This window comes from Blastococcus sp. PRF04-17, from assembly GCF_023016265.1.
Classification (GTDB): Bacteria; Actinomycetota; Actinomycetes; order Mycobacteriales; family Geodermatophilaceae; genus Blastococcus_B.
On the sequence record NZ_CP095412.1, the window covers coordinates 1687151 to 1706387 of the forward strand.

Annotated in this window: 23 protein-coding genes and 1 pseudogene; 12 read left to right on the forward strand and 12 right to left on the reverse strand. The window is 72.3% G+C overall.

Annotation, left to right across the window (positions count from 1 at the left end):
• The first annotated feature begins 215 nt into the window (after nt 1-215).
• Both MVA48_RS08540 and MVA48_RS08545 read left to right on the forward strand, forming a co-directional pair.
• Nucleotides 216-452: a type II toxin-antitoxin system VapB family antitoxin gene (locus tag MVA48_RS08540; RefSeq protein WP_305852300.1), complete on the forward strand. Its 237-nt coding sequence runs from the start codon at nt 216-218 to the stop codon at nt 450-452.
• Nucleotides 449-778 (forward strand): type II toxin-antitoxin system PemK/MazF family toxin, encoded by a 330-nt coding sequence (locus MVA48_RS08545; RefSeq protein WP_246987836.1) that lies wholly within the window; start codon nt 449-451, stop codon nt 776-778. Before MVA48_RS08540 ends, MVA48_RS08545 begins: the two co-directional genes overlap by 4 nt.
• A gap of 311 nt (nt 779-1089) precedes the next feature.
• Here the strand turns inward: MVA48_RS08545 and MVA48_RS08550 are convergent, their stop codons facing one another.
• The 4 genes from MVA48_RS08550 to MVA48_RS08565 form a co-directional block, all read right to left on the reverse strand.
• The gene (locus tag MVA48_RS08550; protein ID WP_246987838.1) at nt 1090-1803 is read right to left on the reverse strand and encodes a hypothetical protein; all 714 of its coding nucleotides are present in this window, start codon (nt 1801-1803) and stop codon (nt 1090-1092) included.
• Nucleotides 1804-2283: 480 nt separating this feature from the next.
• A complete protein-coding gene (locus MVA48_RS08555; protein WP_246987840.1) occupies nt 2284-2940 on the reverse strand; it encodes a response regulator in 657 nt (218 codons plus the stop codon).
• Entirely contained in the window at nt 2937-3266 is a 330-nt protein-coding gene (locus MVA48_RS08560) for a sensor histidine kinase (protein ID WP_246987842.1), read from the reverse strand. Before MVA48_RS08560 ends, MVA48_RS08555 begins: the two co-directional genes overlap by 4 nt.
• Nucleotides 3206-4069: a sensor histidine kinase gene (locus MVA48_RS08565; RefSeq protein ID WP_246987844.1), complete on the reverse strand. Its 864-nt coding sequence runs from the start codon at nt 4067-4069 to the stop codon at nt 3206-3208. The genes MVA48_RS08560 and MVA48_RS08565 overlap by 61 nt, the downstream gene beginning before the upstream one ends.
• A gap of 183 nt (nt 4070-4252) precedes the next feature.
• Between MVA48_RS08565 and MVA48_RS08570 the strand changes: the two genes are divergently transcribed.
• Nucleotides 4253-4729, forward strand: a complete 477-nt coding sequence (locus MVA48_RS08570) for a DUF6326 family protein (protein WP_246987846.1) — start codon at nt 4253-4255, stop codon at nt 4727-4729.
• Between the two features lie 69 nt (nt 4730-4798).
• Here MVA48_RS08570 and MVA48_RS08575 read toward each other — a convergent pair whose 3' ends face one another.
• Nucleotides 4799-5110 carry a type II toxin-antitoxin system PemK/MazF family toxin gene (locus MVA48_RS08575; protein ID WP_246987848.1) on the reverse strand — a complete coding sequence of 104 codons (312 nt, stop codon included), beginning with the start codon at nt 5108-5110 and terminating at the stop codon, nt 4799-4801.
• Entirely contained in the window at nt 5100-5333 is a 234-nt protein-coding gene (locus MVA48_RS08580) for a hypothetical protein (protein WP_246987850.1), read from the reverse strand. The genes MVA48_RS08575 and MVA48_RS08580 overlap by 11 nt, the downstream gene beginning before the upstream one ends.
• 506 nt (nt 5334-5839) lie before the next feature.
• On the opposite strand from MVA48_RS08580, the gene MVA48_RS08585 reads away from it, so the two are divergent.
• On the forward strand, nt 5840-6340 hold the full coding sequence (locus MVA48_RS08585; RefSeq protein ID WP_246987852.1) for a DUF4386 domain-containing protein: 501 nt from the start codon (nt 5840-5842) through the stop codon (nt 6338-6340).
• Here the strand turns inward: MVA48_RS08585 and MVA48_RS08590 are convergent.
• A complete protein-coding gene (locus tag MVA48_RS08590) occupies nt 6283-6678 on the reverse strand; it encodes a cupredoxin domain-containing protein (protein ID WP_246987854.1) in 396 nt (131 codons plus the stop codon). The genes MVA48_RS08585 and MVA48_RS08590 overlap by 58 nt on opposite strands.
• A gap of 308 nt (nt 6679-6986) precedes the next feature.
• Here MVA48_RS08590 and MVA48_RS08595 point away from each other — a divergent pair, with 308 nt between their 5' ends.
• Nucleotides 6987-7358, forward strand: a complete 372-nt coding sequence (locus MVA48_RS08595) for a holin (RefSeq protein ID WP_246987856.1) — start codon at nt 6987-6989, stop codon at nt 7356-7358.
• A 166-nt stretch (nt 7359-7524) separates the two neighbouring features.
• On the opposite strand, the gene MVA48_RS08600 is transcribed toward MVA48_RS08595, so the two are convergent.
• Entirely contained in the window at nt 7525-8514 is a 990-nt protein-coding gene (locus MVA48_RS08600) for a sigma-70 family RNA polymerase sigma factor (RefSeq protein WP_246987858.1), read from the reverse strand.
• Between the two features lie 72 nt (nt 8515-8586).
• Nucleotides 8587-10251, reverse strand: a complete 1665-nt coding sequence (locus MVA48_RS08605) for a hypothetical protein (RefSeq protein ID WP_246987860.1) — start codon at nt 10249-10251, stop codon at nt 8587-8589.
• 250 nt (nt 10252-10501) lie between these two features.
• Between MVA48_RS08605 and MVA48_RS24080 the strand changes: the two are divergent.
• The 4 genes and pseudogenes from MVA48_RS24080 to MVA48_RS08625 all read left to right on the forward strand — a co-directional run.
• Nucleotides 10502-10642 (forward strand): annotated as a pseudogene (locus MVA48_RS24080) (hypothetical protein); the annotation flags it as partial.
• Nucleotides 10643-10760: 118 nt separating this feature from the next.
• Nucleotides 10761-11777: a sensor histidine kinase gene (locus tag MVA48_RS23395; protein WP_256461139.1), complete on the forward strand. Its 1017-nt coding sequence runs from the start codon at nt 10761-10763 to the stop codon at nt 11775-11777.
• Nucleotides 11768-12412: a response regulator gene (locus MVA48_RS08620; RefSeq protein ID WP_246987862.1), complete on the forward strand. Its 645-nt coding sequence runs from the start codon at nt 11768-11770 to the stop codon at nt 12410-12412. Before MVA48_RS23395 ends, MVA48_RS08620 begins: the two co-directional genes overlap by 10 nt.
• A 52-nt stretch (nt 12413-12464) precedes the next feature.
• Nucleotides 12465-13709, forward strand: coding sequence for a GNAT family N-acetyltransferase (locus MVA48_RS08625; protein ID WP_246987864.1), 1245 nt, complete (start codon nt 12465-12467; stop codon nt 13707-13709).
• A gap of 70 nt (nt 13710-13779) precedes the next feature.
• Here MVA48_RS08625 and MVA48_RS08630 read toward each other — a convergent pair whose 3' ends face one another.
• Complete coding sequence (locus tag MVA48_RS08630) at nt 13780-14259, reverse strand: ribose-5-phosphate isomerase (protein WP_246987866.1); 480 nt, start codon at nt 14257-14259, stop codon at nt 13780-13782.
• Between the two features lie 26 nt (nt 14260-14285).
• Between MVA48_RS08630 and MVA48_RS08635 the strand changes: the two genes are divergently transcribed.
• Together MVA48_RS08635 and MVA48_RS08640 are read left to right on the forward strand one after the other, a co-directional pair.
• A complete protein-coding gene (locus MVA48_RS08635) occupies nt 14286-14957 on the forward strand; it encodes a DUF429 domain-containing protein (RefSeq protein ID WP_246987868.1) in 672 nt (223 codons plus the stop codon).
• A 178-nt stretch (nt 14958-15135) separates the two neighbouring features.
• A complete protein-coding gene (locus MVA48_RS08640; RefSeq protein ID WP_246987870.1) occupies nt 15136-15903 on the forward strand; it encodes an MBL fold metallo-hydrolase in 768 nt (255 codons plus the stop codon).
• Here MVA48_RS08640 and MVA48_RS08645 read toward each other — a convergent pair.
• Complete coding sequence (locus tag MVA48_RS08645; protein WP_246987872.1) at nt 15896-16651, reverse strand: SDR family oxidoreductase; 756 nt, start codon at nt 16649-16651, stop codon at nt 15896-15898. The genes MVA48_RS08640 and MVA48_RS08645 overlap by 8 nt on opposite strands.
• A gap of 237 nt (nt 16652-16888) precedes the next feature.
• Between MVA48_RS08645 and MVA48_RS08650 the strand changes: the two genes are divergently transcribed.
• Entirely contained in the window at nt 16889-18559 is a 1671-nt protein-coding gene (locus MVA48_RS08650) for an MFS transporter (protein ID WP_246987874.1), read from the forward strand.
• A gap of 12 nt (nt 18560-18571) precedes the next feature.
• Here the strand turns inward: MVA48_RS08650 and MVA48_RS08655 are convergent, their stop codons facing one another.
• Complete coding sequence (locus MVA48_RS08655) at nt 18572-19237, reverse strand: mycothiol-dependent nitroreductase Rv2466c family protein (RefSeq protein ID WP_246987876.1); 666 nt, start codon at nt 19235-19237, stop codon at nt 18572-18574.

A 19237-nucleotide genomic window follows, 5' to 3' on the forward strand; every position in this document is an offset into this window, starting at 1 on the left:
CCACCGCTGCCCCGTAGGTGGGGACCAGCCGGAGCCGGGCCGTCGTGCGTCGTGCGCGTCAGCGATGGAGCGCCTACCCCGCAGGCGAACGGTCCCGGTGAACCGCCGACCCGGCGACCGAGGTGGTGCCGGGTGCGGTGGACGGGGGAGTTCCCGTGGCGCGAACATGCGGACGTCGGTCGGGTCCCAGACGACCTTCGTGGCATGATTGTGGCATGAGTCGAACACGGATCAGCACGACCGTCGATGACGATCTCCTTCAGGCGGCTCGACGGCTGCGATCGGGTGACACCGATGCCGCCATGATCGATGAGGCGCTTCGCGCGCTGGTGGCGCGCCACCGTTCAGTCGAAGTCGACGCGAGTTACGCCGCGTACGACGAACACCCGCTCGACGAGCCGGATGAGTGGGGTGACTTGGCGTCGTTTAGGGAAGCCGCCGGACGGTCGTGACGACGCTGCCCTCGCGCGGTGAGGTCTGGTGGTGCGAGTTGCCCGAAATAGGGCGCCGCCCGGTCGTCGTCCTCTCGCGTGACGCCGTCATCCCGCGCCATCGGCGCGCACTCGTCGCGCCATGCACCACCACCATCCGCGGCCTCGTCAGCGAAGTCGGCCTCGAGCCCGGTGAGGACCCGGTACCCCGCCGCTGCGTGGTCAACATGGACTCGATCGAGAGCGTCTCTATTGCGGTCCTCGTCGAGCGGCTCGGCCGGTTGGCCGACACGCGCATGCGGCAGATCTGCGTAGCCCTCGCCGTCGCGGTCGACTGCGCGGACTGATGCTGTCACGGTGGAGTGACCTACCTGGAGATCGTGGAGGACGCCGCACATGGCATCGGCCGCCGGTCCATCGGGCAAGCATGTTCCGGCACAGCGCGGTGAGGTGCTCGCCGTCCTCCGATCGCCCAAACGTGACGCTGAGGCACACAGAAGGCACGACCCCGGGCCGGTAGCCGTCTGACCAGCAGATCAGTGGGTCCAGAGCCATAGCCTTCCGAGCTGGCCATGCCGGTTCGATCCCGGTCACCGCTCCACGTCCTGACCAGCTCACTGAGGCTGGCAACGGCCTCACTGGAGCTTGGCGTGCGAAGTCAGTCGGCTTGTCGGTGCCCGTGCAGCAAGCTGATCCCGGCCCACACGAACCAGGCGATGAATCCCAGCCCGAAGATGGCTCCGGCATAGTCAACTGCCTGCGGCACGAGGGTCCACGCGCCGGCCAGCCCCACCGCGATGCCCAGCGCGCCGAGGTAGCGGCTCAGTGCCCCGGTCCGCATACCGGCGAAACTGACCAGGAATACCCAGGCAGCGCCGACGATCTCGATGCCGCCGCCCAGCGCGTCTTGCACCACGCTGACCGACGACCATGTCGACACGGCGGTGACAGGGTCGGCCGCCGCGAGCTCGATGACGGCGCCCTGCCCCACGAGCGCGATGAGGCCACTGGCGAACAAGAGGCCGGCCCAGAGGATGCCCACGGCGGCCGCCGTCTGTGACAGGCCGTGGGCTGCTCGGCAGAGCCGGTCGTGCACCCCGATCACGAGACTGACCAAGGCTGCTCCGCCGATGAGGTAGAGCACCAAGTGCCAGGTGTACATCGCCGCCTGGTGGTCGAGCAGGAACGCCAGGGAGCGCGCGGGGTCGCCCTGTGCTTCGAGGAACCCTGCCGGCGCCAGGTAGGCGCCCAGGACGCCGAAACCGACGAGGTACGTCGCCGCCTTCACGAGGCTCGCGATGCCACCTGCGCGCTGAAGCCCGGACGAGGTTCGGGATGTGGTGGGTAAGGGGGTTGAGGTTGTCGTCGTCATGGTGACCACCGTCCGGCCGGAGGCGCGGCCGGCACATCGGCCTCGAGGCCAAACCTGTACTGGCCGAAAGGCCGACCACGGTGGCGATGTGGCCCATGGCGCGGCCGACGCTGCGCCGTGGGCTCACGTGGTGATCACCAGGGCGGCGCTGCGGATCCTGTGGGGCGGGCCGCAAGTCTCGGCGCCGCCCGCGCTGGCGGTGGGACGTCGCCGTGGACACCCCACGGCTCCAGCGTCCCGTCCACCACGGTGAAGCTCCGGAAGGACGGCGCTATGCAGGGAAGCTCGCCGCGAGTAGCGCGCGCCGAGAGCGCTCCACCACTGGCACCGCCGTAGCGCGGTGTCAGCCGACACCGATGACGGGGCCTTGTGACGGCGGCATCCCTCTGTGGGCTCGTCTGCCCTGGACGAGGGGGACGACCTGCGCCACGCACATTCGGCTGAGGCGTCACCGCTGTGGCCTCGGGGCTTCCGAGCGGATCAGGTGTCGACGCGGCGCGTCTCGTAGGCCCACATGACGATCTCGACGCGGTTGCGGGCATTGAGCTTGCGCATCAGGGCGGCGATGTGTGTCTTGACGGTGCTGAGGCTGATCGACAGCTCATCGCCGATCTCGCTGTTGGTCCTCCCGCGAGCGGCAGCGAGCAGGACCTGTTCCTCCCGCGAGGTCAGCGGCTCGACGGGCTCGGGTGGCACCGAGCGTGAGCGGCTGTTGGCGAAAGAGGACAGGAGCCTCGCGGTGATGTTCGGTGCGATCAGGGCGTCGCCGCGGGCGGCGGCATGCACGGCTTGGGTGAGCAGCTCGGCACCGGCATCCTTGAGCAGAAAGCCGCGAGCCCCTGCCTTCAGCGCGCCGTAGACGTACTCGTCGAGGTCGAAGGTGGTGATGACGACGACGGCCAAAGGGTCGACGACATCGGGCCCGGCGAGCTGCCGGGTGGCCTCGATCCCGTCGACGTCCGGCATGCGGATATCCAGCAGGCACACATCGGGACGTAGCGAACGCGCCATTGCGATCGCCCGTCGGCCGTCCGCCGCCTCGCCGACGACGGTGATGCCTGGCTGCGCGTCCAAGATCATGCACAACCCCGCCCTGACGATGTCCTGATCGTCGGCGACGAGCACGCGGATGGTCATGACGCACGCACCGTCAAAGGCAGCGAGGCGTCGACGCTCCAGCCGCCGTCCGGGTCAGGTCCCGCCTGGAGGGTGCCTCCGAGGAGGCCCGCCCGTTCCGCCATGCCGCGCAGCCCGTAGCCGGCGGGCGTGGGGCTGGCCGTACTGGCCTCGCCGTCGTCGTGAATTCGCAGGCGCACCTGGCCGCGGGAGGCGGCGACGTCGATGGTGACCTGGGTAGCCCCGGATGCGTGCCGGGTCGCGTTGGTGACCGCCTCGGCGGCGATCAGGTAGAGGGCGGTGCTGACTGCTGGGTCGACAGCATCGACGTCATCGGAGACCTGCACGCGGACGCCCAGCACCTCGCCTCCGGGGCGAGCGAGCCGCTCGATGTCCGCCACGCCCCGGCGGGGGCGAGATCGGCGTCCGTTCCGTCGCGCAGCACACCCACCAGCGCCCGCATCTCCTTGAGCGTCCGGGACGCCTCTTCCTCGATGGTGACCAGGGTGGCCAGCGCGCGCTCAGGATCTGCAGCCGACAGCGCGCGACCTGCCTGCGCCTGGACCGCGATCGCCGATACGTGGTGCCCGACCGTGTCATGCAGCTCGCGGGCTAGTTCGTTGCGCTGGCGCAACCGCACCTGCTCGATCTCCCGGACGCGGCTGCTGGTGCTGTAGCGCACTGCCGCGCCGAGCGCGGCCGAGAACAGGAAGAAGCCGTAGCCGGCGACCCACTCCGCAGGTGAAGCCGGGTTCGCGATGAAGGTGACGGGTAGCCAGGTGAGGATGATGCCGAGTCCGAGGGCAGCCTCGCGACCTGCCCCCCAGCGCAGCAGGGCGTAGGGCAGTACGAGCACCCCGGCGATGCTCTGCAGGCCGGTGGCATCGACGGCCACGATTCTCGCGATGTCGAAGGCAAGGAGGGATCCGAAGGCGACGGCGACCGCGGCCAGCGGCCTCGTGCGCCGCCACAGCAGGCACGCGGCGACGACCAGGCTCACGCTGAGGACCAAGGGTGCCCATGCCTTGTCCTCGCGCAGCAGCGTCTCGACGACCGAGCCCGCGACGAGAACCGCCACCAGAGCCCAGTCCCGCCAGACCCGCACCGGCGGGTTCCCGGGGCGCGGCTCGGCCCACAACGCAGCCAGCATGCTTCCCCCTCCCCGCCACCGTAGAGGGGCCGCCACTCGGGCGGATCAGCCGAAAGTACTGCGGATGTCCAGTCCCCGCGGCCAGGACAGCTGGAGCCCGCAGGCGGATGTGTCGCCTGTCCACGCAGGTCACGGTGAGGACGTCGACCGAGCCGACCAGCTCACCAGCACACAGGAGACGTGATGACCAGCAGCAGCACGACCGCCGGCGCATTCCAGGAAGCGCGGCTCCCGGTTCGAGCGAAGCTCGCAGCAGCCTGGACCAGCTTCATGTTCCTCTACATCTACGTCGACTACCTCGCCCTGTACAAGCCGGGCTTCATAGACGGCATCCGGGGCGGCGTCGTCCACGAGTTCGACACCGGCCCGACCTTCGTCGGCCTCGCGCTCACGCTCATGGCCATCCCGATCCTCATGATCCTGCTCTCCGCGACACTGCCCGCCCGGGTCAATCGCGTCACCAACCTCGTCGTGGCGGCGCTCTACATCCCGGTCTCGATCTACAACGCGGACGGCGAATCGTGGACCTACTCCTTCTTCTACGGCCTCTCCATCGGACTCGAGGTGCTGCTCCTGGCCTTCGTCCTGCGCGCCGCCTGGACCTGGCCCTGGACCACTCGGACCACCGCCGCCCGCGACCTCGCCCAGGCCCAGGTGTGACGCTCGAGGCAGGTCCGCTGCCCGTGGTCGGTGACCTCAGCTCTAGTGAGCAGCGACTGAGGTTGCCTGTCACAGGCCGAGGACCAGGCGCAACGCGGCGTCAACCTGGCGCAATTCATCGAAGCTGAGGCGCCCGACCACCTCCCCCAACCGCTGAGGATCCACGGCACTCGTCTGCTCAGCCAGCACCCGGGTCGGGCGCCCCTCGATGGATACCTCAGGACGGAACGTGGCCGTGCGTGCCGAGGTGGACGTCGGAGCGACCAGCCAGGTCGACAGCGGCAGCAGGTCGGACTGAACGACGACCGCGTAGCGGACGCCGGCCTGCTCATGTCCCCGGGCACCCCGGGGTGTGCGCAGCCGGTGTACCTCACCACGCACGCAGCGTCTCCATGTCCCGAAGGATCTGAGCCGCCTCGGCACGATCCGCGTCATCGGCGACCAGCGCAACAGCCTCTGCGCGCAGCCTGTCCTGCGCTGCCGTCTTGGCGGCCTCGATCAGAGCTGCTCGAACGGCCGTGGAGACAGGGGTGCCATCTTGCGTCAGAACGGCCAACGCCCGGCGGGCGTCCTCGTCGGGACGGAAGGTGATCGTTTCAGCCATCCTTGAAGTGTCTCACCGGTTGTAAGACGAAGGGCCGAGCTGCTGGAGGTTTCCGCGGAGACGAGCCGATGCTGAGACACATGGAAGGCAGGAACGCTGCCGGCCGAGCCACTGACCAGCAGAGACGCGCCTGAGGGGTTCAAGCCTTCCAAGCTGGCCATGCCGGTTCGATCTCGGTCACCCGCTCCACGTGCGATGTCACGGGACACCGTTCACAGGTGTCCCGTGACACCGTGTCCGTCGGTCGGATTGCGGCGCCGCGGCCGGGTCCGCCCCACTGGCCGCCGCTCCGGACAGTGTCCTACCCGGGCTTCTCGTCGCGCCCGGGAGAAGCAGGGGGTTCTGTTTGGTCGCGGAGGTGAAGGACAGCGGCTGCCGGACCCTGCGGCAGGCCGTGGGCGGCGGCGCCTTCGGAGCAGTTACACCGATCTCCCTCCGGGTCCGGGATCCGGAGCCCAACCATCAGTGAGCTCGGCCTGAACGAGATATGCGCCTTGGCCGTCGCTATGACTCGTCAACGGAGTCACCGCGCCACCGCGATACCCCGGATCCTGCCGGCGCTCGGGCTGATCGGTGCCCCGCTGCCGCTGGCCTCCGACATCGCGATGTTCTTCGGCGTGCATGACCGGGTGTCGCCGGCCGCCGCGCTCGCGACGATCCCGGTCGCGGGGTGGGAGTCCTCCCTCGGCGTCTATCTGGTCGTCACGGGCTTCCGGCCCGCCACCGTCGCCGCCCTGCCGCACGCCCGGGGCGTGCCGGTCACATGCGCGCCGGCGTGCGCAGCCAGCTGCACGGCCGCGGTCCCGAGGGCACCTTCCGCGGCGCCGCCAACCTCACGGCGCTCAAGGGAGAGCCGTGGAGACCGCACTGTGAAGGTGCGCGGTCGACCCGGCGACGAGGTGCCGAGGGGCGGCACCACCGTCGCGATGCCGTCCCATGCACAGGCAGCTCACGTGACGGTGAACTCGCCCCGCATGCTGGGGTGCGGATCGCACATGTACCGGTAGTCGCCGGGCTCGAACGTGACCACCCACGTGGTCTCGCCCTTCTCGCTCACGCCGGTCTTCTCGTCCACCGCGCCGTCGCCACCGTCGAGGTGGAAGTTGTGGATGCTCGTGGGATCGGTGACCTCGATGTTGTACTCGCCGGCTTCGAGTTCGGTGACCGGCTCCCCGTCCTCGTCCAGCAACGAGATCTCGAACGCGTCCGGCGACTCCTCGGTCCCGACCATCGCCGTCAGGGTCGGAGCCCCTTCCACGGCCGTGGTCTCGGGCTCCTCCTCGGCACCCCCGCAGCCGGCCAGGAGCAGGACCGCCACCACGGCGGTCGGCATCGTGGCTCTCATGTCCCCTCCCGATCCCGGCCCACCGGGTGCGTCCTGCCGACGTCCGGTGGCCTCCGTCGAGACAGAACACGGTAGCCGGTCCACATCGGTTCAGACCCGCTCTCCGGCGCCGGTTCGCACCGACCGGCGCCACCGCCGCTGCTGTCGAACGGCCGGAGTAGGAGCGGCGAGTGACGACGCGACTGCGGTCGGCTGAGGACACGCGTCGCGTCGTCACGGGACAGCAACGCGTGACCGGAGGCCTCTGTCCACAAGTGGAGCCGACGCCCATCGTGACCGCGTCTCATCCGCCCGGGGGAAGTCGGGTCATGACCGTTCACAGTCTGTTCTCGCGCAAGTTCTGGATCGCGACGGCGGAGCGGGCCATCCGTTCCTTCGCCGCCTCGCTCGCCTCGCTGCTGACGGCCTCAGGGACGGGCCTGCTCGAGACCAGCTGGGGGGAGAAGGTCTCCGTCGCCGGCATGGCCGCACTCGTCAGCATCCTGCTGGCCATCGGCGGTGGGACATTCGGCAAGGGCGACGGCCCGTCGTTCATCGGCGAGGAGAAGCTCGCCAACGGCGACAGGGTCGCGCCCGCTCCGGCTACGGGCGAGGCGCCGAAGCCGGAACCGGCCGCGGTCGTCCCGCCACCGGCAGGTCCGCCGGAGGCCGAGCGCGTCCCGGACAAGCCCGTCGTCTGAGGCCCGCTCAGTCGTCCTGCACCACCGAGGAGACGTCGCCCGCCGGGGCGGTGAAGAGCGCTCGACGAGCCGGCTCGCCGCCCGCTCGACGTCGGGCACGGGGCAGTCGAGCACCGTCGTCCCCTCTTGTCGTGTCCCTGGTGTGACCGGCGGAGGGGCCCGGAACTCATCGTCGGGCGGGATCGACCGGGAGGCCCAGCCTCCGGAAAAGCTCGTTGTCCAGGTTCAGGAAGCTGGAGATGTGGGCGACCCGCCCGTCCGAGACCTCCAGCACGTGCAGCGCCCACGGCGTGAAGCCGCCGTCCGCCGTCGGCCGCCACTGCGCCACCGCCGGGCTGCCGTTCGCCTCGGTCGCCATGACCCGCGACCCGCGGCAGTCGCTGCCCGGCCCCAGCATCCAGGTGCCGATGTCGTCGGCGCCGCGCAGCCACATCTCGAACGGCGGCATGTGCTGGGTCGCGTCGTCGTGCAGCAACCTCACGAACGCGTCGATGTCGTAGCGCTCGAACGCGTCGACGTACCGGGCGAGCAGGTCGCGCTGGTCCTCGTCCAGCGGCCGCGGCTCGACCACCCCACCGACCGAGGCGAGCGTCGCCCGAGCCCGCTGCAGCGCGCTGTTCACCGAGGCCACCGTCGTCTCGAGCAGCTGCGCGACCTCCTCCGCCTTCCACCGCAGCACCTCGCGGAGGATGAGGACGGCGCGCTGCCGAGGCGGCAGGTGCTGCAGCGCCGCGACGAAGGCCAGCCGGATCGACTCCTTGGCGACGGCGCGCTCGGCGGGGTCGGCGTCCTCGGGGATCACCTGCCGGTCGAGCACCGGCTCGACCCACGCCGTGTGCGGACGGCGAGCGGCCAGCGAGGCCTCGACCGGTTGCCACGGCTGCCCGGAGAGGTCCATCGGCAGCGCCCGCCGCTGCCGACCCGAGAGCTGGTCGAGGCAGACGTTCGTCGCGATCCGGTAGAGCCACGAACGCAGCGCAGACCGGCCCTCGAAGTCGCCGATGCCCCGCCACGCCCGGACCATCGTCTCCTGCACGGCGTCCTCGGCGTCGAACGACGATCCGAGCATGCGGTAGCAGTAGCCGGTCAGCTCCCGCCGGTGCTCGAGCAACCGGGGATCGAGCTGGTCGGCCGGTCCGATGGCGACGCTGGTCACTGGCCCACCTCTCCCTGGGATGTGCGGCGTCAGCACATCACAGGACGCCGACAGTTCGGCAGGGCCGGCGGCCTACTGGTAGCTGATCAGGTCGGGCACCGGGTCGACCTGCGCGATCGTCTGCTCCGGCGTCAGCATCGGCTGGTCCTCGTCGTAGAAGTTCTTCCAGCCCCACGCCAGGTTCGCCGGCGCCGAGGCGTGCAAGGCCCGCCAGGTCGCCTGCTTGTCGCCCTGGTTGCCCTGGCCGTCGGCGTGGATCATCACCGCGAGCTCATCACGCGAGGTGTCCACCCGTTCGCGGCCGGGGAGCATGTCCAGCCGGAACTGGTGCAGCACGAGCAGCTTCTGCGGCAGGGCGTTGTCCCGCGTCAGGTCGGCCAGCCAGGTCACCACCTGGTTGACCTCCTCGACCTCGACCGAGCCGATCTGGGTCAGGTGCACCTCGTTCGGGCCGAGCCGCCACTCGGGGTCCAGGGCCAGCCCGACGTGCGGCAGTTCCAGCAGCGACCGGTACTGCTCGGCCTGCGTCACGAAGTCCGTGCGGCCCGGCTGCAGGTCGAGGACGACGTACAGCCCGGCCTCACCCGCCGCCTCGACCCACGGCCGCAGGAACTCCGGATCCGCCTCGGCCGAGTAGTTCCCGTCCGCCCCGGCCGACGACGAAGCGACGGTCGCGATGATCTCGAACGCCGGCACCACGGTGGCGTCGACCAGCGGCTCGTAGGGAGCCGCGTGCGCCCGCGCGCGCTCGATCGCCGCATCGAGCGGTTGCTCCCCCAGGACGCCGAGGGCGCCGGTGCCGGGGTGCCCGTACAAGGCGACGATGAGCCGGCCGGGGAAGAGCAACTGGCCTCCACCGGGCAGCTGCTGACCGGTGGCCGCGGTGGCGGCCTTCCAGTCCAGGCCGGCCTCGGCGGCGAACCCGGCGCCGAGTGCGATCACCGCCTGCTCTCCGCTCCGGGCCAGGGCGTCGATCGCGTCGGCCGAGCCGCGCGGATCGGTGGTGCCTCCGGTGAGGACCACCTCGATCCCGGCCGCACGCGCCGTCGCCAGCGCCGCGGCGGACTCGGCTTCGCCGGTCGCGAGGACCACCGTGCCGGTGAGCGGGTCCGCCCGGACGACCGGAGGGAGTTCGCCCTCGGCCCCGCCCCGCTCCGTGTCGGACTCGGCATCCTCCGGGCGCAGGGCGACCAGGGCGTCGGGGTCCAGCGCGGCGACCGCGGCCGCGTCGCCGTCCTGCGCCACGGTCTTAGGCGAGTCGAGGTCCAGGCCCGTCACGGCGGCGAGCGCCTCGGACCGGGCGGCGACGGACACGACGTCGTACGCGTCGGCGTCCAGGGCCGTTCCCTCGGTGTCACCGACGGCGAGCACGGTGTCGACGCGCAGCCGGTCCAGTTCGGTTGCCACCCCGGCGAACTCCTCCCCCGACCGCGGGACCAGGAGGAGCGGCACGCCCAGCCCCACGGCGACCGATGCACCCATCAGCGTGCCGGCGCGGTCGTCCGCGGGCGCCGCGACCACGACCGGGGACCGCTCGAACACCGCCCGGCTCATGGCGGTCGCGGAGGCGGCCGGTTCGACGTCCGCGACGACCGTGAGCGGCTGCCCCGGGCGCGTCGTCGTCACGCTGGCGGCGTCGGCCGAGGGCTCGTCGGTCGGCGTCGGGTCGGGCTCGACGGCGGCCGTGCAGGACACCGTTGCGAAGGCCAGGACCAGGAACGACGAACGAAGGCGCACGGATCTCCTCGGGTGATCGGCGCTCCGGAGCGGTTCGGTCACGGGCGGAGCGCTCCCGGCCAGCCTAGGCACCCCGTCGGCGGAGTGCTGGACGCGCACGCCGTGCCGGGGGAGCATCTCCGGCCGAGATGATCGGCAACCCACGGTCGGGCCGGCCCGACTGCCGTTCGGCCAGTCAGCGGGATGGGTCCGGACGACGCCCGGCACCAGGCTCGACGGCATGACCACGGACACCGCCCTCCGCCCGCCCATGAACCCAGCACTGGACGTCCCCGACCGCGCCCCGCGGCTGCGCCAGCTGGGCGTCGACACCGCCTACCTCCTGGTGGGCTTTCCCGTCGCCGTCGTCGCGTTCGTCGTCGTGATCACCGGGCTCGCGCTCGGCGCAGGTCTCCTGGTGGTCTGGGTCGGCGTCGCCGTCCTCACGCTCACGCTCCTGATCGCCCGGGGCTCGCCGCCGTCGAGCGCCGGCAACTGCCCGCCGTCCTCGGCGGCCGGTACCCAAGCCGGTGTACCGGCAGGCCGGGCCCGATGCCCGGCCGGTCACCCGCCTGGTCACGCCGTGGCGGGATCCGCAGTCGTGGCTGGACGCGCTGCACGCCGTCGTCCGGTTCCCCGTCGCGGTCTTCGGGTTCGTCGTCACGGTGACCTCCTGGTCGGTCACCGTCGGCGGGCTCACCTACTGGGCCTGGGGCTGGGCGTTGCCCGACGATCCGGGTGACCAGGACCTGTTCCAGCTGCTCGGGTTCGAGCCCACGTACGGCGAGACGGTCATGGCGTACGCAGTGCTCGGCGTGCTCTTCGCCCTGGCACTCCCGTTCGTCGTCCGCGGCTCGGCGCTGCTCCAGGCCGGTCTGGGCCGGGCCCTGCTCACCTCCCGGGCCGCCAACCAGGCCGAGGTCGTCCGGCTCACGGAGGGCCGCGACGCGGCCGTGGCCGCCGAGGCGGTCGCCCTGCGCCGGCTGGAGCGCGACATCCACGACGGCCCCCAGCAGCGGCTGGTGCGGCTGGGCATGGACCTCTCCCGCGCCCAGCGGCAGCTCGACCGCGACCCCGCGGCCGCCCGCGCCACGATCGACGAGGCGGCGGGCCTGGCCCGGGAGACCCTCGAGGAGCTGCGGGCGCTGTCCCGCGGCATCGCTCCCCCGGTCCTAGCCGACCGCGGACTGGCCGCGGCGCTGGCCGCGCTGGCCGCCCGCTCCCCCGTGCCGGTCGAGCTGGCCGTCGACCTGGAGCGGGAGCGGCTGGCGCCCGTCGCGGAGAACACCGCGTACTTCGTCGTCAGCGAGGCGCTGGCCAACGTCGCGAAGCACAGCGGGGCGAGCGCCGTCCAGGTCGTGGTCACCCAGGTGGCCGACCGGCTCCGGGTCGTGGTCGAGGACGACGGCCACGGCGGCGCGGTGCTCGCGCCCGGGCACGGCCTGTCGGGCCTCGGCGACCGGCTGCTCGCGGTGGACGGTGAGCTCGTCGTGGACAGTCCGCGCGGCGGTCCGACGCGCCTCACAGCGAGCCTGCCGTGCGCGTAGTGCTCGCCGACGACTCGGTGCTGCTCCGCGAGGGCCTGATCAGGCTCCTAGAGGAGGCCGGCACCGAGGTCGCCGCCGCCGTCGGCGACGGTCCGTCCCTCGTGCGGGCCGTCGTCGAGCACCGTCCGGACGTCGCCGTCGTCGACGTCCGGATGCCGCCGACGCACACCGACGAAGGCCTGCGAGCGGCGGTCGAAGCGCGGCAGGCGGTGCCGGGTACCGCCGTCCTGGTGCTGTCCCAGTACGTCGAGGTGGCCTACGCCGACGAGCTGCTGGCCGACGGCGCCGGCGGCGTCGGCTACCTGCTCAAGGACAGGGTCGCGGACGTCGACACGTTCCTCGCCGCCCTCGAGGACGTCGTCGGCGGCGGCACGGTGCTCGATCCGCAGGTGGTCGCGCAGCTGTTCGCCCGCCGGCGCGCCGACGACCCGGTCCGCCGGCTCACGCCGCGCGAGCGCGAGGTGCTCGGCCTGATCGCCGAAGGCCACTCGAACACCGCGATCGCCCGCACGCTCGTGGTCACGCCCGGTGCCGTGGAGAAGCACACCCAGCACATCTTCGCCAAGCTGGGCCTGGCACAGGACGAGGACCAGCACCGCCGGGTCATGGCCACGCTCGCCTACCTCCGGAGCTGACGCTGGAGAAGTCGTTGGCGTCGTGTCGGACCAGCCCGGTAGACAGTCCACCGTGTCCGACCTGACCGAACAGCTCCGCCCGATCACCGCCGACGAGTGGCCCCGCTTCACGCGCGCCATGAGCAACGTCTTCGGCGAGGACCCCTCCGGGCCGTTCGTCGACACGGTGCCCCCCGTCGCCGAGCTCGACCGCTCGCTGGGGCTCTTCGACGGCGACCGCGTAGCCGCCACGGCCGGCATCTACAGCCTGGAGATGACCGTGCCGGGCGGCGCCCCGGTGCCGACGGCGGGCATCACCTGGATCACCGTCTCCCCCACCCACCGGCGGCGCGGCGTGCTGACCGCGATCATGCGGCGGCAGCTCGACCAGATCCGCGAGCAGGAGCGCGAGCCGGTCGCGGCGCTCTGGGCGGCGGAGTCGTCCATCTACGGCCGGTTCGGCTACGCGACGGCCAGCTGGCGGGGTGGGTGGACCGGGCAGACCGAGCGCCTGCGGCTGCGCCGCGACGTCGACTCCGGGTCCGGCCGCGTCCGGCTCGTGGACGTCGACGAGTTCCGCGCGGCGGCCGTCGGCATCCACGACGCCGTCCGACGGAACGTCCCTGGCAACATGGCCCGCGACGACCGCTGGTGGGACCGCCAGCTCCGCGACGACAAGAACGACCGGCAGGGCTGGACCGCTCGCCGGCACGTGCTGCACACCGAGGCCGACGGCACGGTCAGCGGCTACGCGACCTACCGGGTCAAGGCGTCGTGGACCGACGGCAGCGAGCCGGAGGGCAGGCTCCGCGTCGGAGAGGTGCGGTCCACGACGCCGGCTGCCTACGCGGCGCTCTGGCAGTTCCTGCTGTCGCACGACCTGGTCCGCACCATCGAGGCGCCCATGGCCTCCGCCGACGACCCGCTGCGCCACCTGCTCGCCGATCCCCGCGCACTGCACGCCCGTCCCGTCGACGCGCTGTGGGTCCGGCTGGTGGACGTCGGCCGCGGGCTGTCGGCCCGCCGCTACCCCTCACCGATCGACCTGGTGCTGGAGGTCCGCGACGACTTCTGCGAGTGGAACACCGGCCGATGGCACCTGTGGGGCCACCCCGCCGGCGCGTTCTGCGACCGGACCGATCGCGACCCCGACCTGTCGCTGGGCATCGAGGACCTCTCGGCCGCCTACCTCGGCGGCGTCTCCCTGGCCTCGCTGCAGGCGGCCGGGCGGGTGCGGGAGATCAGCCCCGGCGCGGTCGTCAACGCCTCGACCGCATTCGGCTGGCCGGTCGCCCCGTGGTGTCCCGACGAATTCTGAACAAGGACCCCCTGCTCCCCGCGTCTCGCCAGCTCGACGCGGGACCCTGCAGCGGGGCCGCTCCATCACGTCACCTGGTTGGCAGGCCGCCGGCGGGGCGGTGCCGGTCGCGCTCGTAGTCGGCGACCAGACCGATCCGTCGGACGTGCCGCTCGTCGCCGCTGAACGGCGTCCGCAGGAACTCGAGCACGAGCTCGGTCGCCTCCGCGTCGGAGTGCTGCCGGGCGCCGATCGAGACCACGTTCGCGTCGTTGTGCTGACGGGCCAGCTGCGCGGTCGAGGTGTTCCAGACCAGCGCGGCCCGCACGCCCGGGACCTTGTTCGCGGCGATCTGCTCGCCGTTGCCCGACCCACCGATCACGACACCCAGTGATCCCGGCTCGGTGACGGTGCGCTCGCCCACCTCGAAGCAGAACGGCGGGTAGTCGTCCTCGGCGTCGTACTCGAAGGCTCCGCAGTCGACCGGCTCGTAGCCGGCGTCGGCCAGGGCCTTCTTCAGGTGCTCCTTGAACTCCAGCCCGGCGTGATCGGTGCCGATGAAGACGCGCATGGCGGGCAGTCTGTCAGGCTCGGCACGTGGCGGTGCTCGGGGTGGACGGCTGGCGCGGGCAGTGGGTCGGCGCCCTTCTGGACGGCGGGGACGTCGAACTCCTGCACCTCGCCACCGTCGCCGACGTCCTCGCCGTGCCGGACGTCGAGGTCGTCGGTGTCGACATGCCGATCGGGCTGTCCGAGGACGGCGTCCGGGCCTGCGACGTCGAGGCGCGCCGCCGGCTGGGACCGGCCGGCAGCTCCGTCTTCCCGACCCCCGTGCGGGCCGTCCTGGCGACCGACGACTACGCCGAGGCCCGTGCGCTGTCCCGGGCAGCGACGGACCCACCGCGAGCCCCCTCGGCGCAGGCCTTCCAACTGGTCAAAGCCATCCGGGCGCTGGACGACGCGCTCGGCGACCCGCCGGACGACCGCGTGGTCGAGGTCCACCCGGAGCTGTCGTTCCGCGCGCTGGACCCCGGCATCACCCACCGGAAGGGCACTGCTCGCGGGACCATCCAGCGCCTCCGGGCCCTGCGCGCAGTGATGGACGTCGAGCATGCACTGGCCCAGGCCCCTCCCGACACTCCCCTGGTCGACGCGCTGGACGCGTGTGCGGCGGCGTGGTCCGCGCAGCGGATCGCGGACGGGGAGCAGGAGACCGTCGGCGACGGAGGGACCGACCGCCGGGGCCGGCCGATGCGGATCAGCTGGTGAACACACCTCCGGTGGGGAACCCGACGCCTCCGGCGGCGCACCGGCACACACCTCCGGTGGGGAACCCGACGCCTCCGGCGGCGCACCGGCACACACCTCCGGTGGGGAACCCGACGCCTCCGGCGGCGCACCGGCACACACCTCCGGTGGGGAACCCGACGCCTCCGGCGGCGCACCGGTGACCGCCGGCTGGGTCGAGGTGGGCGAGGGCGTCCTGGTGCGCCGGCACGCCGAGCTGGACCTCAACTGCGGCCTCGTGCTCGGCGACGGCGCCTGCCTCGTCGTCGACAGCCGCTCCCACCTCGGAGAGGCCGCCGACCTGATCGCCGCCGTCCGCTCGGTCACCCCGCACCCGTGGACGCTGGTCAACACCCATGCCCATTACGACCACTGCTTCGGCAACGCCGCCTTCCGGCCGGCCGAGGTGTGGGCCACCCGAGGCTGCGCCGCGGACCTGGTCGCCACGGGCGAGCAGCAGCGGGCCGCCGTGGTGCGGCAGCTGCGCGACGCCGGCAGGACCCGAACCGCGGATCTGGTCGCGGCCGCGCCGATCGACCCACCGGACCACCTCGTCGACGACGTGGCCCACCTCGACGTGGGTGGCCGCGAGGTGGTGCTCCGCTTCCTGGGCCGCGGGCACACCGACCACGACCTCGTGGTCGAGGTCGCGGACGGCGTCATCTTCGCCGGCGACCTGGTGGAGGAGGGCGCACCGCCGGCCTTCGACGACGCCTTCCCCGCCGAGTGGCCGGCGACCCTGGGCCGGCTGCACGGCCTGGCCGGCGGCCCGGTCGTGCCCGGCCACGGGGCCGTGGTCGACGCCGCGTTCGTCGGTGCCCAGCGGGAGGAGCTGCTGGCCGTCGTCGCGGCGGTCCGGGCCGGCCGCACCGACGACGGTCCCTACGACCCGGCGACGATGCGCACCGCGGCTCGGCGGCTCAGGTGACCCGGCGGACCACCGACAGCGGCAGCACCTTGAGCAGGCGGGCGATCGGCCGCCACGGCCACGCCGGCACGAAGGCCCGGACCGGCTCGCGCTCGACGGCCGCGGTGAGCGCGTCGACGCCGGTGTCGAGGTCGACGGTGAACGGCCCCCGGCGGCCGACGTTGATGTCCGTGGCGATGTAGCCCGGCAGGATCGTGCTCACCACGATCCCGCTCCCCCACACGTCGGAGCGGATGCCCTCGGCGAGCGCATTCACCGCCGCCTTGCTCGCGCCGTACGCCGTCCGGGTCTCCTTCATCCCGCGGATGCTGGCCACGGACGAGATGAGCACCAGGTGCCCGGCGCCCTGACGCCGGAACACCTCCATGGCCGCCTCGCACTGGGCGTGCGCACCCAGGACGTTGGTGTGCAGGACGGCGCGGTTGGCCCACGCCTTGCCGGTGCCGATGGAGGCGCCCTTGCCGATCCCGGCGTTGACGACGAACCGGTCGAGCCCGCCGAGCCGCTCGACCAGCTCGGGGACGACGCGGGCGACCGACTCCGGGTCGTCGACGTCCATGGCCGCGGTCTCGACGCGGATTCCGGGATGCGCCGCGCGCAGCTCCTGCGCGAGGGCGTCGAGGCGGTCGGTGCGGCGGGCGGCGAGCGCGAGGTCACGGCCCATCGCGGCGAAGCGGCGGGCCATGCCCTCGCCGAGGCCGGAGCTGGCGCCGGTGATCAGGATGCGCTGGCGAACGGGGTGCGGCATCGCGACAGCATGCCGCACGCCGGAACGGAGGCTGACGGGGCAGGTTTTCCTCGCTCGTCAGCTCCGCAAGGGTCCTTGTGCCCGGTGCGCCGGATCGCTCGGTGAGCGAGCGGTCGCAGGGCATGAGCACGCGCCGGGGCGGCGGTCGAGCAGATGCGCGGCGGTCTCGATTCCGAGGCCTCGTCGCTAGCGTCGCCCGCGGTCTCAGACGGGGCAGTCTGCTGCGGAGGAACAGCCATGACCACCGATCGCCCGCCCGTTCCCGATCCCCGTGCCCCCGTCGGTCAGCGTGTCGACGGCGGCACCGCGCGTCCCCAGCGCCGCACCGGACCCGGCGGACGGCCGCTGTGGGTCGCTCTGGTGCTGATCAGCACCGCTCAGCTCATGGTGGTGCTCGACGGTTCGGTGGTGAACATCGCCCTGCCGCGCATGCAGGCCGAGTTGGCGATCACCGACGCCGACCTGACCTGGATCGTCACCGTCTACGCGATCGCCTTCGGCGGCCTGCTGCTGCTCGGCGGCCGGCTCGGCGACCTGATCGGCCGGCGGAAGGTGTTCGTCGCCGGCATCCTGATCTTCACCCTCGGGTCGCTCCTGGCCGGCGTCGCCCAGGAGCAGTGGCACCTGCTCGCGGCGCGTGCCCTGCAGGGCGGCGGCGCCGCGGCCGCCTCCCCCACCGCGCTCGCCCTGATCACCACGACCTTCCCGGCCGGCCCGCCGCGCAACCGGGCGTTCGCCGTGTACGCCGCGATGTCGGGTGCCGGCGCGGCGGTCGGCCTCATCCTCGGTGGCGCCCTCACCGAGGCGTCCTGGCGCTGGACGATGTTGATCAACGTGCCCATCGGGCTCGTGGTCGCCGTGCTCGCCCCGCGGTTCCTCGCGGAGTCGGCTCCCCAGCCCGGCAAGTGGGACCTGCCCGGAGCCCTCACCGCGACGCTCGGACTCGCCTCGATCGTCTACGGCCTCAACCGCAAGGCGCAGACCGACGCCGACACCGGGCAGCCGCAGGAGTGGTCCGACGACCTGGTCATGTACCCGCTGCTCGCGGGCGTCGTGCTGATCGTCGTGTTCTTCGTGATCGAGGCCCGCTCCCCGCACGCGCTGCTGCCGGTGCGGGTGATCGCCGACCGCACACGGGCGGTCAGCTTCGCCACGATGCTGGTGGTCGGGGCGGCACTCTTCGCGATGTTCCTGTTCCTGTCGCTGTTCGTGCAGCAGGTGCTGGGCTACAGCCCGCTCGAGTCCGGGTTCGCGTTCCTGCCGTTCACCGCGGGCATCGTGATCGCGGCCCAGATCGCCTCCGCGCTGGCGTCCCGGGTGGACCCGCGGTGGATCGCCGGGACCGGCGGCGTGCTGGCCGCGGTGTCGATGTGGGGCTACAGCCTGCTCGACGTCGACTCGGGTTACGCGACGGGCCTCCTGCCGTGGATCGTCGTCCAGGCCGTCGGGATGGGTCTGATCTTCGTCCCGCTCACGCTGACCGCGGTGAGCCGCATCGACCCCGGCGACGCCGGGGTCGGCTCGGCGGTGCTGAACACGGTGCAGCAGGTCGGCGGCGCCGTCGGCATCGCGGTGCTGGGCACCGTGTTCGCCAACGCCATCACCGAGCGCACCGCGGAACTGGCCGCCGCGAACGGCGGGCAGCTCGCCCCCTCGGCGGCTCTGGAGGCCCAGGCGTTCGGGACGTCGCAGGCCTTCATGGTGGCGTTCTGGATGCTCGCCGCCGTCACCGTCGTCGTCGTGGTGGGCCTGTCCATCCGGCACGAGGACCTGGCCACGGACGTCACGCCCGGAGCTGCGCTCGCCGTCGGTGCATCGGACGCGGCTCCGGGCATCCCGGAGCAGCCTGGGGCGCCCGCGGCCGACGTCGCCCAGCCGACCGGGGAGACACCCGACGCCCGGGGGTGATCGGTCGTCCCGTCAGCTCCGGGAGGTCAGCTCCAAGGCGTCAGCGGGCACCGAGTCGATGTCGGGGCCGGAGAGCCGGGTGCGCTTGAGCTCCCAGAAATCAGGGAGGTTGGCCAGCAGGACGGCACCGTCGAACGCCTTGCCGGCGTCCTCACCGGTCGGCACCTTGCTGATCACCGGGCCGAAGAAGGCGACGCCGTCGATGTGCATGACCGGAGTGCCCACGTCGTCGCCGACCGGGTCCATGCCCTCGTGGTGGCTCTTCTCGAGTGCCGCGTCGTACTCCGTCGAGGTGGCGGCCTCCGCGAGCTGCACCGGCAGACCCACCCGCTCCAGCGCGGGGACGATCAGGTCGGCGAGCTCCATCCCCTCGTGGTGCCGCAGCGTGCCCATGGCGGTGTAGAGGTCGCCGAGGACCTCGTCGCCGTGCTGCTGGGCAGCGGCGACGGCGACCCGGACCGGGCCGATCGCCTGCTCCATCATCTGCTGGTAGTCCTCCGGCAGGTCGCGCCCGCGGTTGAGGACGGCGAGCGACATGACGTGCCAGTGCAGGTCGATGTCACGGACCTTCGCGGCCTCCAGCACCCAGCGGCTGGTGAGCCACGCCCAGGGGCACAGCGGGTCGAACCAGAAGTCGACGCGGGCCGTCGTGGGCGCGCTCTGCACTGCCTCGGTCAT